At 66.3% G+C, this 16,918-nt stretch carries 14 protein-coding genes; 4 read left to right on the top strand and 10 right to left on the bottom strand.

The genetic code is table 11. The features are described 5' to 3' along the window. Positions 1-35: 35 nt before the first annotated feature. Genes G0D83_RS04830 through hydA form a run of 4 tightly spaced genes read left to right on the top strand, consistent with a single transcriptional unit; the run spans position 36 to position 4,156 of the window. Positions 36-707 carry an amino acid ABC transporter permease gene (locus tag G0D83_RS04830; protein ID WP_164190074.1) on the top strand — a complete coding sequence of 224 codons (672 nt, stop codon included), beginning with the start codon at positions 36-38 and terminating at the stop codon, positions 705-707. Then, a complete protein-coding gene (locus G0D83_RS04835) occupies positions 707-1,444 on the top strand; it encodes an amino acid ABC transporter ATP-binding protein (RefSeq protein WP_164190076.1) in 738 nt (245 codons plus the stop codon). Before G0D83_RS04830 ends, G0D83_RS04835 begins: the two co-directional genes overlap by 1 nt. A 34-nt stretch (positions 1,445-1,478) precedes the next feature. Beyond that, the gene (locus tag G0D83_RS04840) at positions 1,479-2,735 is read left to right on the top strand and encodes a cysteine desulfurase-like protein (protein ID WP_235939511.1); all 1,257 of its coding nucleotides are present in this window, start codon (positions 1,479-1,481) and stop codon (positions 2,733-2,735) included. Further along, positions 2,732-4,156: a dihydropyrimidinase gene (gene hydA / locus G0D83_RS04845; RefSeq protein WP_164190078.1), complete on the top strand. Its 1,425-nt coding sequence runs from the start codon at positions 2,732-2,734 to the stop codon at positions 4,154-4,156. Before G0D83_RS04840 ends, hydA begins: the two co-directional genes overlap by 4 nt. Positions 4,157-4,287: 131 nt before the next feature. On the opposite strand, the gene G0D83_RS04850 is transcribed toward hydA, so the two are convergent. The 10 genes from G0D83_RS04850 to G0D83_RS04895 form a co-directional block, all read right to left on the bottom strand. Beyond that, entirely contained in the window at positions 4,288-4,683 is a 396-nt protein-coding gene (locus G0D83_RS04850) for a DUF2147 domain-containing protein (RefSeq protein WP_370457162.1), read from the bottom strand. Between the two features lie 33 nt (positions 4,684-4,716). Further along, on the bottom strand, positions 4,717-5,544 hold the full coding sequence (locus G0D83_RS04855; protein ID WP_164190080.1) for an NAD(P)-dependent oxidoreductase: 828 nt from the start codon (positions 5,542-5,544) through the stop codon (positions 4,717-4,719). A 62-nt stretch (positions 5,545-5,606) separates the two neighbouring features. Next, positions 5,607-7,397: an acyl-CoA dehydrogenase C-terminal domain-containing protein gene (locus tag G0D83_RS04860; RefSeq protein WP_164190082.1), complete on the bottom strand. Its 1,791-nt coding sequence runs from the start codon at positions 7,395-7,397 to the stop codon at positions 5,607-5,609. A gap of 39 nt (positions 7,398-7,436) precedes the next feature. Then, positions 7,437-9,761 carry a 3-hydroxyacyl-CoA dehydrogenase/enoyl-CoA hydratase family protein gene (locus tag G0D83_RS04865; protein ID WP_164190084.1) on the bottom strand — a complete coding sequence of 775 codons (2,325 nt, stop codon included), beginning with the start codon at positions 9,759-9,761 and terminating at the stop codon, positions 7,437-7,439. Then, positions 9,761-10,897 carry a thiolase family protein gene (locus G0D83_RS04870; RefSeq protein WP_164190086.1) on the bottom strand — a complete coding sequence of 379 codons (1,137 nt, stop codon included), beginning with the start codon at positions 10,895-10,897 and terminating at the stop codon, positions 9,761-9,763. Before G0D83_RS04870 ends, G0D83_RS04865 begins: the two co-directional genes overlap by 1 nt. 64 nt (positions 10,898-10,961) lie before the next feature. Further along, the gene (locus G0D83_RS04875) at positions 10,962-11,372 is read right to left on the bottom strand and encodes a MerR family DNA-binding transcriptional regulator (protein WP_108970747.1); all 411 of its coding nucleotides are present in this window, start codon (positions 11,370-11,372) and stop codon (positions 10,962-10,964) included. A 120-nt stretch (positions 11,373-11,492) separates the two neighbouring features. Next, a complete protein-coding gene (locus G0D83_RS04880) occupies positions 11,493-13,226 on the bottom strand; it encodes a long-chain fatty acid--CoA ligase (protein WP_235939514.1) in 1,734 nt (577 codons plus the stop codon). Between the two features lie 158 nt (positions 13,227-13,384). After that, a complete protein-coding gene (locus G0D83_RS04885) occupies positions 13,385-15,088 on the bottom strand; it encodes an OmpP1/FadL family transporter (RefSeq protein ID WP_370457165.1) in 1,704 nt (567 codons plus the stop codon). An 836-nt stretch (positions 15,089-15,924) separates the two neighbouring features. Then, positions 15,925-16,428, bottom strand: a complete 504-nt coding sequence (locus G0D83_RS04890; protein WP_164190090.1) for an RES family NAD+ phosphorylase — start codon at positions 16,426-16,428, stop codon at positions 15,925-15,927. After that, positions 16,425-16,892, bottom strand: coding sequence for an antitoxin Xre/MbcA/ParS toxin-binding domain-containing protein (locus G0D83_RS04895; protein ID WP_108970744.1), 468 nt, complete (start codon positions 16,890-16,892; stop codon positions 16,425-16,427). The genes G0D83_RS04890 and G0D83_RS04895 overlap by 4 nt, the downstream gene beginning before the upstream one ends. Positions 16,893-16,918: the final 26 nt, after the last annotated feature.

The following is a 16,918-nucleotide window of genomic DNA, read 5'->3' on the forward strand; positions in this document are numbered from 1 at the left end:
GCGCGGAAGCGTCCGGGTCCCTGCAGGGGACCCCGATGGACTTGTTCGAAACCTTCTTCAATCTCGAGGTGCTGGCCCGCAGCTTTCCGATGCTGCTCAAGGGGCTCTGGCTCACGCTCGAGCTCGGCGCAGCGAGTATTCTCGCGGGGCTCGTGCTCGGCCTCGCGCTCTGCATGATGCGGCTCTACGCGATGCGTCCGGTGCAAATTCTCACGCGCATCTACATCAATGTGTTCCGGTCGATCCCGCTGCTGGTGCTGCTGATCATCGTCTATTACGCGCTTCCCTTCGTGGGCGTGCGGCTCTCGCCCTTTGCCTCGGCGCTGACCGCGCTGACCCTGGTCTCGGGCGCCTATACCGCCGAGATCTTCCGCTCCGGCATCGAGGCGATCCCCAAGGGTCAGTTCGAAGCCGCCGCGGCGCTGGGGTTGGGGCACCGGCAGACGATGGTCGACGTGATCCTGCCGCAGTCGATCCGCATGGTCATCCCGCCGCTCACCAACAATTTGATCAACGTGGTCAAGGACACTGCGCTGGCCTCGGTCGTGGCGATGCCTGACCTGCTGAAGCAGGCGACCCAGGCGCAGGCGCTCGCGGCCAACCCCAGTCCGCTGATCGGCGCCGCGGCGATGTACCTCGCCTTCCTGCTGCCGCTGGCCCTGCTCGTCTCGCAGCTCGAACGGCGGCTCAACCGGGGGAGGGTATGATGCCGGGATATATCAGCATCCGGAACCTGCAGAAGTACTACGGCCCCTATCACGCGCTGCGCGGCATCGACCTCGAGATCGCGCGCGGCGAGGTCGTCTGCGTGGTCGGCCCCTCGGGGTCAGGGAAATCGACCCTGATCCGCTGCATCAACCGGCTCGAGGCGTTCTCCGCCGACAGCGCCATCGAGGTCGACGGCGTGCCGGTGCTGCCCGGCGCCAATCTCGCCAAGGTGCGCGCCGAGGTCGGCATGGTCTTCCAGAGCTTCAACCTCTTTCCACATCTCACCGTGCGGCAGAACATCATGCTTGCGCCGCGCCGCGTGCGCGGGACCAGCAAGGCCGCCGCGGCGGCGCAGGCCGATCAGCTGCTGGCCCGGGTGGGGCTGGCGTCGCAGGCCGAGAAATACCCCAGTGGCCTTTCGGGCGGCCAGCAGCAGCGCGTGGCCATCGCGCGGGCGCTGGCAATGGAACCGGAGGTGCTGCTTTTCGACGAGCCCACCTCGGCACTCGATCCCGAGATGGTCGGCGAGGTGCTCGACGTGATGCGCGACCTCGCGCAGACCGGCGTGACCATGGTGGTGGTGACCCACGAGATGGGGTTTGCCCGGCAGGTCGCGGACCGGGTGATTTTCATGGACGGCGGCGAGGTGATCGAAAGCGCGCCGCCCGCGGAGTTCTTCTCTGCCCCGCGCGAGACGCGCACCCGAAACTTCCTGCACGCCGTGCTGGACCACTGAACAAGACACACCGAGAAAGACACAGGGACAGGCGATGTCAGATTATCAAGATCAGCTCGACATGGGCTTCGTGCGCGGCCAGTTTCCCGCGCTGGCCAAGGAGTGGGCGTTTTTCGACAACGCCGGCGGCTCGCAGACGCTGCAGGGGGCCATGGACCGGATCGTCGAGTTCCTCACCCACCGCGACGTGCAGATCGGCGGCAGCTACGAGATCTCGCAGCTTGCCGCAGAGGCGCTGATGGACGGGCGCCGGGCGGCGCAGACCTTTGTGAATGCCGCGCGGCCCGAGGAGATCGTCTTCGGCCCCTCGACCACGGCGCTTGTCCAGACCCTCGCGGCGGCCATGCGCAGCCAGTTCGCGCCCGGCGACGAGATCATCGTCACCCATGCCGACCACGAGTCCAACATCGGCCCCTGGGAGCGCCTGCGCGAGCTCGGCGTGGTGATCAAGGTCTGGCCCTTCGATACCGCGTCCATGCGCCTGCGGCTTGAGGACCTCGCGCCGCTTATGGGACCGCGCACCAAGCTGGTCTGCGTGCATCACGTCTCGAACATCCTCGGCCAGATCAATCCCGTGGCCGAGATCGCCGAGTTCGTCCACGCGCGCGGTGCCAAGATCTGCGTCGACGGCGTCGCTTACGCACCGCATCGGTCGATCGACGTGACCGGCTGGGACGTCGACTACTACATCTTCAGCCTTTACAAGTGTTACGGGCCGCACACCGCGATCATGTACGGGAAATACGAGCTTCTGGCCGAGCTGGACGGGCTTTATCATTACTTTTACGGCAAGGATAAAGTCCCCGGGAAGCTCGAGCCGGGGAACCCGAACTACGAGTTGGCCTATTCCACGACCGCGGTGGTCGCCTACATCCAGGAGCTCGGCCGCCGCGCCGGGTCAAAGGCCGAGGGGCGGGCGCTCTTCGAGGCCGGGTTCGAGGCCATCGCCCGCCAGGAAGAGGTGCTGACCAACCGGCTGCTGGCCTGGCTGCGCGCGCGCAACGACTGCCGGGTGATCGGCGACGCGACGAACGAGGGGAACCTGCGGGTGCCGACCATCGCCTTCCGGGTCGAGGGGCTGCCGTCGGGGGCGGTGGCCCGTGCGATGGACGATCACAAGGTCGCCATTCGCTTCGGGGATTTCCATTCGCGCCGCCTCGCGGAGCTTCTGGGCGAGGCTCACGACGAGGGCGTCGTGCGGGTTTCCATGGTGCATTACAACACTCTGGCCGAGCTCGAGCGGATGCTCTCGGCGCTGCCGGGTATCCTCGGCGGGGACGTCGCGGCATGAGTGGCCAGCGTCCCGACCTGGTGATCCGCGGCGGCACGATCGTGACCGCCGCCGACCGCTTCCGCGCCGATCTTGCGGTGACGGAGGGCAAGATCACCCAGATCGCCGCCCGTATCGAGGGCGGCGCCGAGGAGATCGATGCCACGGGTCTGCTGCTGCTGCCGGGCGGCATCGACGCCCATGTCCACCTCGCGCAGGAGCAGGGCGACGGCACCGTGATGGCCGACGATTTCGCCTCGGGCACGCGCGCGGCGGTGGCCGGTGGGAACACCATGGTGCTGCCCTTCGCGCTGCAGCGCCGCGGGCAGTCGTTGCGGCAGGCGGTGGCGGACTACCACGCGCTGGCCGAGGGCCAGTGCTGGTGCGACGTGTCCTTCCACATGATCATCACCGACCCGACGCCGCAGGTGCTCGGGCAGGAGCTGCCCGCGCTGGTGCGCGAGGGCTATACCTCCTTCAAGGTCTTCATGACCTATGACGACATGGTGCTGAACGACGCCGAGCTGCTCGAGGTCTTCGACGTCGCGCGGCGCGAGGGGGCACTGGTGATGGTCCACGCCGAGGGCCACGACGCGATCAAGTACATGACCCGCAAGCTCGAGCAGAGCGGCCGGACCGCGCCCTATTTCCACGCCGAGGCCCATGCCCAGATTGCCGAGCGCGAGGCGACGCACCGTGCCATAAGCCACGCCGAACTGGTCGACGTGCCCGTGGTGATCGTGCATGTCTCGGGCCGCGACCCGATGGAGCAGATCCAATGGGCCAAGCGGCGCGGGCTGAACGTCTTCGCCGAAACCTGCCCGCAGTACATCGCCCTGACCAAGGACGACCTCAAGGGGCTGAACATGGACTTCGAGGGGGCGAAATACGTCTGCTCGCCGCCGCCCCGGGATCACGACAGCCAGGAGGCGATTTGGCAGGGGCTGCGGGATGGCACCTTCGATCTCTTCTCCTCGGACCACTGCCCGTTCTACTTCGAGGATGCCGAGGGCAGGGGTAAGGACACGCCGCGTGCGCGCACCTCGTTCAAATGGGTGCCGAACGGGATTCCGGGTGTCGAGACGCGCCTGCCGATCCTCTTCTCCGAAGGCGTCTCGAAGGGCCGCATCAGCCTCGAGCGCTTCGTCGCCCTGACCTCCAGCAACCCCGCCAAGCTTTACGGCATGTATCCCCAGAAGGGCGCGCTGGTGATCGGGGCGGATGCCGACATCACGCTGTGGGATCCCGAGCGCCGTGCGGTGGTGCGCCAGGAACAGATGCACCACGGTGCGGATTACACGCCGTACGAGGGAATGGAGATCACCGGATGGCCGGTGCGCACCCTCCTGCGCGGGCGCACCGTCTACGCGGCGTCGGAGGGGATCGTGCAGGACGCCCGAGGCCAGTACCTCGCGCGCGAAAAGTCCCCACGCCGTCTTTGAGAAAGCCAAGGCCCGGAAACAGGTCAAGCCTTGTTTCCGGTCCTGGCCGGATGCCCCAGCTCGGCCATCGACAGCACGGGCGGCCCTTCGGAAGGACCCGCCCGCGGGGCCTTTGGCACCGCGGCGCCCTGCTATTGCACGCGGGTCCAGCTCTGCCGTCGGCAGAAGCCCAGAACGCAGCCATAGACCTCGAGCCGATCGCCGGTCAGTTCCATCTTCGAAGCGTAGGTCTTGTCGCGGTCGGGCGCCCAGATGCGGCCAGCCTCGTACTTCCCCGCGCCCCTGGGCTGCATGTCCCAGACGATCTGCCGCCCGATCGAGGCCGAGGGGATCGCCGCACCGTCCGCGTCGAAGGCGCGGCTCAGCGTGCCGCAGAGCATGCTGCCGCAGGGCGCCATGGTCACGAGGCCAAAATGGCCGTCATCGCCGGGCTGAGTTTTCCATGTCCCGAGGACGGGATCGGCGGCAAGGGCAGGGGCCGCGGTCAGTGCCAGCAGGACGGCAAGGCGCGCGAGGCGGGTCATCATGGGCTTTCTCCTTGGACGTCGGATCGGGTGCGTTCAGCTTTCCGACACGAAGAGATCGGTCAGCAGCGGCTCGGCGGGATCGACCGCATAGCGCGAGAAATCCGTGGTCCCCGCCTCGCGCAGAATCTCCTCGTCGATGAAGAAATTGCCGGTACAGGTCTGTGCCGCTCGGGTCAGAATGGCATGGGCAGCATCGGCGACGATCTGCGGGGTCCGGCAGTTCTGCGGCTGGACCGCGCCGCCCAGCATGGCGAGCGCCGCGGTGTCGATCACCGTGCGGGGCCAGAGGGCGTTGGCGGCGATGCCGAGCGGGCGGAACTCCTCGGCCCAGCCAAGCACGCAAAGGCTCATCCCCATCTTCGAGATCGTGTAGGCGACGTGGGGCCCGTACCATTTCGGGTCGAGAGACGGTGGCGGCGAGAGCGTCAGCACATGCGGGTTCGACGCCCGCTTCAGCGCCGGCAGGCAGGCGCGGGTGACCGCGAAGGTGCCGCGCATGTTGACCTGCATCATCAGGTCGAAGCGCTTCATCTCGGTGTCGGGGGTGGGCGTCAGCGAGATCGCGCTGGCATTGTTGACCACGATGTCGATGCCGCCGAAATGCGCCTCGGCCCTGCCCACCGCCTCGGCGACCGCCGCATCGTCGCGGATGTCGAGCTGTAGCGGCAGCGCGCGCCCGCCTGCTGCCTCGACCTCGGCCGCGGCGTCCTCGATGGTGCCGGGCAGGCGGGGATGCGGGGTGACGGTCTTGGCCGCCAACACCACGTTGGCGCCATCCCGCGCGGCGCGCAGCGCGATGGCCTTCCCGATGCCGCGACTGCCGCCGCTGATAAAGAGTGTCTTTCCGTCAAGATCGGCCATGACGTCCAGTCCTTTCCTGTCCTGTGCCGCCTCCGGGGCTCACGCCCCGGCAGGCGATTGGTTCAGAAGGCCGCTTCGTCGAGCGCCATGAGCGTCTCGCCGCCCGCCATGATCTGCGACAGCAGCGTGCCGGTCTGCGGCAGCATCTTTTCCATGAAAAAGCGCGCCGTCACCTGCTTGGCGGCGTAGAAGCCGTCAGCGTCGCCGGTCTCGCGGGCCTTGGTCATGGCGGTTTCGGCCATGCGCGCCCAGAGATAGCCCAAGGCGGTCAGCCCAAAGAGCCGCAGGTAATCCGTCGCCGCGGCACCAGCCTCGTCGGGGTTTGCAAGCCCCCGCTGGGCGACGGTGGCCGAGGCCGTCTGCAGCCGACCGAAGGCCTTGGCGAGCGGGCCGATGTAGGGCGCCATCTCGGGCACGTCCGCCTGCGCCGCGATATACTCCGAGACCGGGTGGAAGAACCGCCGCAGGTAGCGCCCGCCATTGGCCCCCAGTTTGCGTCCGACGAGATCGAGCGCCTGGATGCCGTTCGTGCCCTCGTAGATCTGCGTGATGCGCGCGTCGCGGACGTATTGCTCCATGCCGTGCTCGCGGATGTAGCCGTGCCCGCCGAGCACCTGCATCCCGAGGTTGGCGTTCTCGAACCCGAGATCGGTGAAGAGCGCCTTCACGATCGGGGTCATCAGTGCCACGAAATCCTCGGAGGCCTTGCGCACCTCGGGCTCGGGGTGGCGGTCCTGCTTGTCGAGCTCCTTGCCCACCCAGACCGCCATGGCCCGGCAGCCCTCGGTCGCGGCGCGTTGCAGAAGCAGCATCCGCCGCACGTCGGGATGCACGATGATCGGATCGGCGGGCTTGTCGGGCGCCTTGGTGCCGGTCAGCGAGCGGCCCTGTAGACGCTCGCGCGCATAGGCGACCGAGCCCTGGTAGGCGGCCTCGGCGACGCCCAGCCCCTGACCGCCCACGGCGAGGCGCTCGTTGTTCATCATGGTGAACATCGCCTGCAGGCCCTTGTGCGGCGCGCCGACCAGCCAGCCCTGCGCATCGTCGAAGTTCATCACGCAGGTCGACGAGGCCTTGATCCCCATCTTGTGCTCGATGCTGGCGCATTGGACGCCGTTGCGCTCGCCCGGGGCGCCTGTCGCGGTGGGCAGGAACTTCGGCACGAGGAAGAGGCTGATCCCGCGCGACCCCTTGGGCGCATCCGGCAGCCGCGCCAGCACGAGGTGGATGATGTTCTCGGTCAGGTCATGTTCGCCGGCCGAGATGAAGATCTTGGTGCCAGTGATGCGGTAGCTGCCATCCTCCTGCGGCAGCGCCTTGCTGCGCAGAAGCCCCAGGTCTGTGCCGCAATGCGGCTCGGTCAGGCACATGGTGCCGGACCATGTGCCGTCGACGAGCTTGGGCAGATAGGCCTGCTTGAGCTCCTCCGAGCCATGGCTGTGCAGCGCGAGGTAGGCACCGTGCGACAGGCCGGGATACATGCCGAACGACAGGTTGGCCGAACAGATCATCTCGGTCACCAGCACGTCGGCAGCAGCCGGCAGGCCCTGCCCGCCGTATTCCGGATCGCAGGTGATGGCCGTCCAGCCGCCTTCGCGGAACTGGCGGTAGGCCTCGGGGAACCCGGCGGGGGTGCGGACGACGCCGTTCTCGAGCCGGCAGCCTTCCTCGTCGCCGGAGCGGTTGATCGGGTGCAGAACCTCGGCGCAGATCTTGCCGGCCTCTTCGAGGATCGGGTCGATCAGGTCGGGGGTGAATTCCTCGAAGCCCGGCAACTCCGCCAGGTCGTCGCAGCCGAGCAGTTCGTGGTAGACAAAGCGCATGTCGCGCAGGGGGGGCGTGTAATTGGCCATCGTCGCGATGTCCCTTTCTCTGCGGCTCAGGGCCGGGGTTCAGTTCCGGAGCGGCTTGCCGGTCATCAGCATGGACTCGATCCGCTCGAGCGTACCGGGCCGCCGGACCAGCGCGAAGAATTGCTCCCGCTCGAGTTTCAGCAGGTCGCTGTCGGTGAGGTTGTCGATCGGATCGGTCTCTCCGCCCGACAGCACCTCGGCGAGCGCGCTGGCAACGACCTCGTCATAGGGCGTCGCCTTGCCCAGCTTGCGGAACTGTTGCACCGCCATCTCCATGGCGACGTGGCCCGATGGGCCGGGCAGCGTGTAGTCCCGCGTCTCGGGCGGCACGTAGTCTTCGGCCATCGCCAGCGCCCGGGCCTTGGCATCGGCCAGCAGCCGCGCACGGTTCATGGTGATCCCGTCCTCGGGGCGCAGGAACAGCAGCTCCTTGGCCTCGGCGGCGGATTTCGCCACCGTCGCGGTGCTGAGGATCTCGAAGACCTTCGAGGGTGCCGGCATCGGCCCCTTGGGCAGACGCCCGAAGCGCTGCCAGCGGTGCAGCATCTCGGTGCAGCCGCCCCAGCCGGGGATCAGCCCCACGCCAACCTCGACAAGCCCGATGTAGCTTTCCGCGTGGGCCTGCACCGCGCCACAATGCAACAGCACCTCGCAACCGCCACCAAGCGCCATGCCCGAAGGCGCGCCGACGACCGGGAAGGGGGCGCTCCGCATGTCCTGAAACACCTGCTGGCCAAGGGCCACGAGCCCCTCGATCTGGGGCCAGGCGGCGATATTGGCGGCGAAGAGCGCGAGGCCCAGGTTGGCGCCGACCGAGAAGTTCGTGCCCTCATTGTGGATCACCAGCGCCTTGTACTCGGCCTGCACCAGCTTCAGTGTCTTCGCCAGAAGCGCGAGGATCTGGTCGTCCATCGCATTCATTTTCGACGTGAACTCGAAGCACAGAACACCGTCTCCGATTTCCCAGACCGCGGCAGAGCCATTTTTAAGAACCGGTTTTGTCCCGCGCTTGATGTCCGAGAGCAGCAGCACGCCATCGGGGCGGGTCACAGGATGGTAGTCGCCGTCGAGGCCCAGCTGCTCGAGCCGTCCGTCCTCGACGCGGTAGAAGCTGCGGCCGCGGGCAAGCTCAAGGATCGGCGGAACCGGCGTGCCCTCGGCCTCGAGCCGCGCGACGAGCCAATCGGGGCCGATCTTGTCCATCAAGGCGAAGGGGCCATCCTTCCACGCGTACCCCAGGCACATCGCCTCGTCGATGTCGGCGATGCTGTCGGCCACTTCGCCGGCCAGCTCGGCGGCGTAGCGCAGGGTTGCGCCCATCACTTCGGCGGCATAGCGTCCCTCGGCGCTGTCATGCGCCATGAGCGCGCGGGGGTTGCGACCGGCCTCCTCCATCGCCTCCGATCTGGCTTTCCTGGCGACAGAGTAGTGGCCGCTCGAAAGGTCGACCGCCTCTTTCAGTTTCTGGCCGCCCTCTCGGTTCAGGCGGTAGAAACCGCCCTTGCCCTTGCGGCCGGTGTACCCCTCGGTGATCATTTTCTGCACGATCGGCAGGGGCCGGTTGGCGGCGTGGAAGGCGTCGGTCTGCGGCAGTGCGGCGGCAAGGCTCGCGTTCACATGCGGCATAAGGTCGAGCCCGACCAGATCGAGCAACCCGAAGACGCCGGTCTTGGGAATGCCGAAGGGCTTGCCGATCAGCGCGTCGGCCTGTTCGACCGGGATGCCGCGCTCCGACGCCTCGACCACCGCTTTTTGCAACCAGTAGATGCCGAGCCGGTTGGCGATGAAACTCGGCGTGTCCTTGGCCCGGACCACGGTCTTGCCAAGCCGCCGGTCGGCAAATTCGGTGATGAGCTCGGCCGCATCCGCGCGGGTCGTCGGCCCGGTGACCAGCTCCATGAGCCGCATGTAGCGGGGTGGGTTGAAGAAATGGGTGACGAGGAAATCCTGCGCGAAGCTCTCCGGCAGCCCGCCCAGCAGCGTCGCGAGCGGGATCGTCGAGGTGTTGGACGAGACGATGCTGCCGGGCTTCCGGGCCGCGTCGATCTTGCGGTAGAGGTCCTGCTTGATGTCGAGCCGTTCGATCACCGCCTCGATGATCCAGTCGGCCTCGGCGAGGCGCGCGAGGTCATCCTCGAGGTTGCCCGTTTCGACCAGACGCGCCGCCTTGCGCCCCATGAAGGGGGCAGGGTCGGCCTTCAACATCCGGGCCACGGCCCCTTCGGCCAGCGCGTTGCGGTTGGCCGCGCCCTCGGGCACGATGTCGAGCAGTAAAACCTTGGTCCCGGAGTTGGCCACATGGGCCGCGATCGCGGCTCCCATGACGCCCGCACCGATGACGGCGACTTTTTCGATGTTGGCCATCATGCGGCCTCCAGCACGGTGGCGATGCCCTGACCGCCGCCGATGCACTGCGTGGCCAGAGCGTAACGGCCTCCCTCGCGCTTCAGCAGGCTGGCCGCCTTGCCGACGATGCGCGCGCCGGTGGCGCCGAGCGGATGGCCGAGCGCGATGGCCCCGCCGTCGAGGTTGACCCGTGCCGGATCGAGGTCGAGATCGCGGATGCAGGCGATGGACTGGCTGGCAAAGGCTTCGTTCAGCTCGATCACGTCGAGATCGCCCGCCGAAATCGCCGCGCGCTCCAGCGCGGCGCGGGTGGCGGCCACCGGGCCGATCCCCATGATGTCGGGCGCGCAGCCTTTCACCGCAACGGATTTCACGTAGGCCAGAACCTGCAGCCCGGCCTTTTCGGCATAGGCATCCGAGCAGATCAGCACCGCTGCGCAGCCATCTGTCAGCGGGGAGGAGGTGCCCGCGGTCACCACGCCCTGCGCATCGAAGGCGGGCTTCAGCTCGGCAAGGCGCTCGAGCGTCGTCTCGGGGCGCAGGCAGCCATCGGTGTCCACGACGCCGCCGCGCCCGGCAATCGGCACGATTTCATCGGCAAAGCGGCCCTGCTGCAGCGCCGCAGCGGCCTTTTCCTGCGAGCGGAGCGCGAACTCTTCCTGCTCGGCGCGGGTGATCTGCCAGCGCCGGGCGACGTTCTCTGCGGTCTCGCCCATGCCCATGTAGGCCTCGGGGTGGGCGCGGGCGAAGTCGGGGTGGGGCATCGGGTTGAAGCCCATCATCGGCACTCGGCTCATGTTCTCGACACCTGCGCAGACAAAGGCCTCTCCGGCGCCCATGGCGATCGAGCCGGCCGCCACGTGGACCGAGGTCATCGAGGAGCCGCAGAAGCGGTTGATCGTCGCGGCACCCACCGATTGCGGCAGCCCGCTCATCAGCCCGACCAGCCGGGCGAGGTTCAGACCCTGCTCGCCCTCGGGGAAGGCGCAGCCGAGCAGCAGATCTTCGATTGCCTCGGGATCGACCCCCGAGCGTTCGACCAGCGCCCGGACCACCTGGGCGGCCAGATCGTCGGGCCGGACCTTGGCCAACGCGCCCTTGTGGGCCAGGGTGAAAGGCGAGCGCATGTAGCCCGCGACAACGACACGTGTCATCGGTAACTCTCCGGAGTTGCATTGGGAATATGGTGGGTCGGACCCTTGCGGGGTCCGGTCGGGGTCAGCGCTTCCGGGCCATGGTCCCGGCGGCGGCCTGTTCGTGACGCTCCAGCGCGTCCAGCGACATCTGCTCGATCTCGCGCAGCTCGCCAAGCGTCACGCGCAGCGTCTCGAGCTGTTCGTCCAGCTCTTGGATGCGCTGACGGACCTTGCCGAGCAAGGCATCGATCTGCTCGCGCTGCGTCGGATCGGCGTCGTAGAGATCGAGGTATTCCCGGATGTCCTTGAGGGTGAAGCCCAGGCGTTTCCCGCGCAGGATCAGGATCAGCCGACCGCGATCCCGGGAGGTGTAGATCCGATTTGTGCCGACCCTTTGCGGCAGCAGCAGCCCCTGTTCCTCGTAGAAGCGGATGGTGCGCGGCGTCACGCCAAGCTCCTTCGATAGGTCCGAGATCGAGAAGAGCTTGTCCATACGAGTCCTGTCGAAACAGAGGGTTAACCGAATGCGCCGGACGCAATCCGCGTTGACTTGTACCATCATGGCCCGGGCGATGAACAGGCCCTTCCGGGCATGTGAGGACGCTTACGCAGGTCATGACGCCGCCGTGCCCCCGGATCGTGCTGTTTCGGCTTGCGCGCCCTCGCTGTCTTGAAGCGCCTTCTTCGAGAGCTTGCCGACCGGGGTCTTCGGCAGGCTTTCGCAGATCTGGATCTGTTTGGGCATCTCGATGGGCGAGAGATACTCCTTGAGAAAGCCCTGGAGCTCTTCCTCTGCCGCGTCGAGCGGCGTCTTCAGCACCACGAAGGCTTTGGGCGCGCTGCCGCGATAGGCGTCGGCGACGCCGATCACTGCGGCCTCAGCCACCGCGGGGTGCTGGTAGAGCGCTTCTTCGATGGCCCGCGGGTAGACATTGTAGCCGCTGCAGAGGATCACGTCCTTGATCCGGTCAACGATGAAGTAGAACCCCTCCTCGTCGACGTAGCCGACATCGCCGGTCCGCAGCGCGCCGTCGATGAAGCTCGCGCGGGTCTCCTCGGGGCGGTTCCAGTAGCCTTGCATGACCTGCGGGCCGCGGATGCAGAGCTCACCCTTTTCGTGCGGGGCGCAAATCCGGGTCGGGTCGGCGAGATCGCGGATCTCGACCTGCGTCTTTGCCAGCGGCCTTCCGATCGAGCCGTCGCGCGCGCTGCCATCGAAGGGATTGCAGCAGACCACCGGCGAGCTTTCGGACAGGCCATAGCCCTCGCTGAGGCGGCAGCCACTCAGGGCCTCGAACCCGCGGCGCACCTCGCCGGGCAGCGGGGCGCCGCCCGAGATGCAGCAGCGCAGCGAGGAGAGATCCGCCAGGCGCTTCTCGAGCGCGTGGTTGATCGCGGTGTAGAGCGTCGGCACGCCGGGAAAGAGTGTCGGCCGCTGGCGCTCGATCACCTTGATCGTGCCCTCGATGTCGAAGCGCGGCACCAGGATGATCTCGGCGGCGATGCGCACGGCGAGGTTCATGGCGACGGTCATGCCGAAGACGTGGAACAGCGGCAGGACCGCCAGCACCCGCTCCTCGCCGATCCCGGGATCGGGCAGCCGCTCGAGGATCTGCTCGGCATTGGCGACGATATTGGCGTGGGTCAGCATCGCTCCCTTGGAGAGCCCGGTTGTCCCGCCAGTGTATTGCAAGGCGGCGAGATCGGTTTCGGGGCTGATCGGAGCGGGGGTGATAGCACCGTCGTTCCGGGTCAGCTGCCGGAAAGAGATGTGCCGGGCATCGGTGGGAACGCGGGCGAGTTCGCGGCGCTTCAGAAGCGGGAAGAGCAGCCTCTTGAGCGGGGGCAGCATCTCGGCCATCGGACAGATGACCAGCCGCTCCAGCGCGCCGTGCCCGAGCTGCGCCGCGACCTTGGGATAGATCGCCGCCAAATCCGTGGTGACCATGAGCGAGATGCCCGAGTCCTCGATCTGGTGCCGCAGCTCGCGAGGGGCGTAGAGCGGGTTGAAATTCACCACCGTGCCACCTGCCTTGAGCACCGCGAAATAGCAGATCACGAAGGCGGGCATGTTCGGCAGGCAAAGGCCTACACGTACGCCCTTGTTGACCCCCTGACCTGCAAAGCCCGCGGCCGCGCGGTCGACGAGGGCGCCGAGCTCCCGATAGCTGTAGCGGCGTCCGAGGAAATGCATGGCCGGGCGGTCACCGTGAAGGCGCACGGCGGTGTCGAGAAGATCGGACATGGTGCCGGACGGGGCGATGGGGTCCGCCGCGGCAGCCGCGGGCGCGTCTGTGGCCGGTCGGGGGGGCATCAGAGTGTCGGGCGCGATGTCATTCGGGCTCATGAGCGGGGCTCCGGGTACAGGGCGGCTGGTCCGGCGCTTGGGAAACGCAGGCTGCGGGACATGTTCCGGGAGTCCGGACATGGCTTTTTTGGACTGGCTGGCGGTCTTGGGGCCCCGCGCACCGCTTGCGACAGGCACGCGCGGGGCCCCGAGGCGGCTCAGAACCGGTAGGTCAGGCTGGCACTCAGGATATCGGCGTGGCCTTCATAGCTGCCCTTGAGAGTCCCGGCACCCGTTGTCTCCTTGATGTCGGCGTCGTCGAAGAAGATGTGGGTGTAGCCGAAGTTGATCGTCCGATCCGGTGCGAACTCGTAGCTATAGCCCAGCGATGCCCAGTAGCGGTCGGAATCCGGGATCCGGGCGGTCCGATTGTCGTTGGGCACGGGGCTCTGGTCGTAGGCGACGCCAAAGTGGATCGTGTGGTTCTCGCGCGGCTTGTAGTCTGCTCCCAGGGCGACGAACCAGGAGTCGTGCCAGTTCTCGTCGGTCACATCGTCGGGCCGGCCGTCATCGAACTTCACACGCAGCTCTTCGAAGGTCGACCAGTTGGTCCAGGACAGGTCGCCCATCACTGCCCATTGCGGGCTCAGCTCGTGGTAGGCCCCGATCGACAGGACATCCGGCATGGTGACCTCTGCCTCGGCATCGGAGCTTCGCAGCTGCGGCACCGCGGCGATAAAGGGATCCGGTACACCGGTGATCTTGGCGGTGCCCTCGAGCGTGTATTTCGCCTTGGATCGATAGCTCACGCCCACGCGGGTCGTCGGCGCGATCTCGTAAAGCATGCCCAGCGTGAAACCATATCCATAGCCGTCGCCGGTCAGCTCCGACATTCCGTCGCCAAGGCCGAGCGGCGAGAGATTGAGGGCTTTCGACAGTGTCGCGTCGGCATGACCGATCTGGATGCCGGCCCCAAGCGACAGCTGGTCGGTGGCCTGCCAGGCGATGCTCGGCGTCAGGACAATGTTCTGGATCTCGCTCTCGATGGCAAAGTAGCGGCCTTTCCAGTCGTCGTCATACTCGGTGGCGAGGCCGAAGGGCACGGTCAGCGAGAGCCCCGCCTTGATCGTGGGGGTGAGGTCGATGAGGCCGTAGAATGCCGGCACCAGTGCGCTCTCGCCCGCGTCCCCGCCGTTGTTGCCAGAATAGCTGAGCCCGGTTGTTCCCGCATCTCCCGAGAAGCGAATCTGCGGGGCGATGTAGTTCAAGTCGAGCTGGGCCCGAGTGCCCGGGATACGCATCATCCCTGCGGGGTTGGTGTAGATCGTGGACGGGTCCGCCGCCTTGGCGGTCGCGCCGGAAAAGGCCGTGCCCACGCCTTCGGCGCTCATCTCACGTAACTGAAAGCCAGCAGCAGTCGCCGCGCCCGTCATTGGCAAGAGCGCAACTACTGCTCCTGCCGCCACAATAGCGGAATGCTTTACGCATCCAGACATTGATCGCTCCTCCCTAAAACGATCGGATTTCTGAAATCCGTAGTCTTTGGTAGCGAGGCGTAACCAATACGTCAATAGATTTACGTAATGGGCAATCAAGCTCTGCCGTCTGAGTCCGGGGCGCGTGTTATCCCCGGCCCGGCTATAGTCGCGCAGGGACGGTGTCATCGGGAGGAGGAGCCTCGCACGGCGCGACCATCCACCCGTCAAGAACACCGATGTCGAGTCGCGTGGGCGCGAGGGGAGGCTGGCGAAAAAAATTCTGTCGACCGCGGGAGCGGCAGTGGACGGACGACCTCGACCTCTAGTCGGCGGAGGCTCCGATTCAAATTGACCAGAATTAACGCTGCGTCGCGACGGGTCTGTGACCTTTACACCGACCCGGGGAAGGTGCGACATATCGTCCATTCGAATTCTGGCCGACATACTGGGAGGTGGGTCGGTCACGAGGTGCCGCTTTGGGAGGGGCGGTCATCTCCAGCGATCCGGTCGCCTCTGGAGGAAAAGGGCGGCCGGATCAGCGCTTTTCGCCCTTTCTCGAGTGTTTCGCCCTTGTCGAATGACTGGCCGTGCCGGGGAGGATCGGCATCACCCCTGGCTGCGGTATGCGTGCAACACAAAACAGGTCTGCAAAGCTGACCGTTGTGCTGCAAAGCAGCATTATGTAGGTATGTCCTCAAGACGCAGCGATGCGTCGGCGAGTTTCCCGGGGTTTTCTCCTCCTCCCTGAACCCCGGAAATTGGCGGCGACCCTTCTCCTCCTCCCTTGGGTCGCCGCCGCACTCCCCCTCAAGATTTCACAGACACCCACTCGGACTCTTGCGCCATGTGCCGCGGCTTTTCGAACGCGCGGGGCAGGTGGCAGTTTCTTGCCGCTTCCGGCCCGCCGATTGGCGGATGCTTGCAATGTGCACGCTGTGGCGCAGTCTGATCCTGAATGGTTTCGGGAGAGTATGGCCATTATGCAAAGACCACGTTTTCAAGCTGGTACCAGGGTTCTTGTGCAGCCGGAAAAGAGACGGCCGCAGGAAATCGGACTGGTCACGGATGGACCGATGATCGTTTCAGGTGACCCCTTCTTCAAGGTCGAGACCAGCGAGATTGCGGCGTGGTACTCGGTCGAACACATTCGCCCCTACCTGAGAGTCGTCGAATAGTCGCGGGCACGAAGCGGCGTGCTCGGACATCGCCGCGCGCGACGGCTCGCCTTGTCCGCCTCGCTCAGGGTTCGCGGCGCCAGTAGCGTTGCCGTCTCGCGGAACTCAAAGGGGAGATTGCAGCCTGGTATCCAGCGTGAACCGGGTCTGCTGAACGTCGTCAAACAGCCCCTCCGCCTGAGTCGCGTCGATCACCAGATTCCAGCTGAAGCGGGACACGACCGATGGAATCAGGAAGCACCCGTGCTGGGCCAAGAGGTCGTTTCCGAATGTTTGCTGGTTGCGGCTCAGCGGTGCAGGGCTGATCCAATTCGGGTTGGGGATGTCGTCAGGGTAGACGACATGGATCTTGGCCGGCGTGAGGATGCGCGCCGAGGTGAGGAAATGCGGCGCGATGTCCAGTGCCTCGAACCCCTTGTGCACCGCCACCTCGAGGCAGGCGGTCGCGGGGTCCAGCGAGGCATAGATCGCCCGGACGCCCGAGGTGTTCCACCGGCCCCCGACCCGGAAGGCGCCCTCGCCGGTGAACCATGTCTCATAATGCTTCTTCTGGTCGATGCGCCAAAATCTGAATTCTCCGGTCCCGAGGGGCGGCGGCAGGGGCGTCATGTATAGACCCCGTACTCCATCCGGGTCAGGTATTCTTCAACGACCTCGGCTCCGGCAGAGGTTGCGACTAGGTCGATCGGACAGCGGCGCTCGAGGCCGATCGCCGGCTTGTTCATCCAGTCCACCGCGGCCGCTTCCGAGCCAAGGACCTCGATCGCCTTGCCGAAGATCTCGGCGAAGCGCCAGGCGCGACTGCTCTGCTCTCGGCTGAGCAACTCGTCCGCTCCCTTGGCCTTCATACGCTGCAGGGTTCGCACGGAAATCCCGACCGCGTTGTACAGGGCCGGGCCCTGGTCAAGGAATCCGACCGACGAAACGAGATGCAGCAGCGCTCCGGCCGGGAGCCCCTTCATCAGGACCTCATGCGCGTCGAGCGCGCTGTTGACCTTCGCGTCCATGGTCTTCTCGCCCCCAAGAAGATGGACGGCGCGGCCGATGTCGCTATCAAAGTGAATGGCTTGCATGTCATGACCCTCCATCGCGCCATATG

The organism is Salipiger sp. PrR003 (genome assembly GCF_010500785.1).
GTDB classification, from domain to species: Bacteria; Pseudomonadota; Alphaproteobacteria; order Rhodobacterales; family Rhodobacteraceae; genus Salipiger; species Salipiger pacificus_A.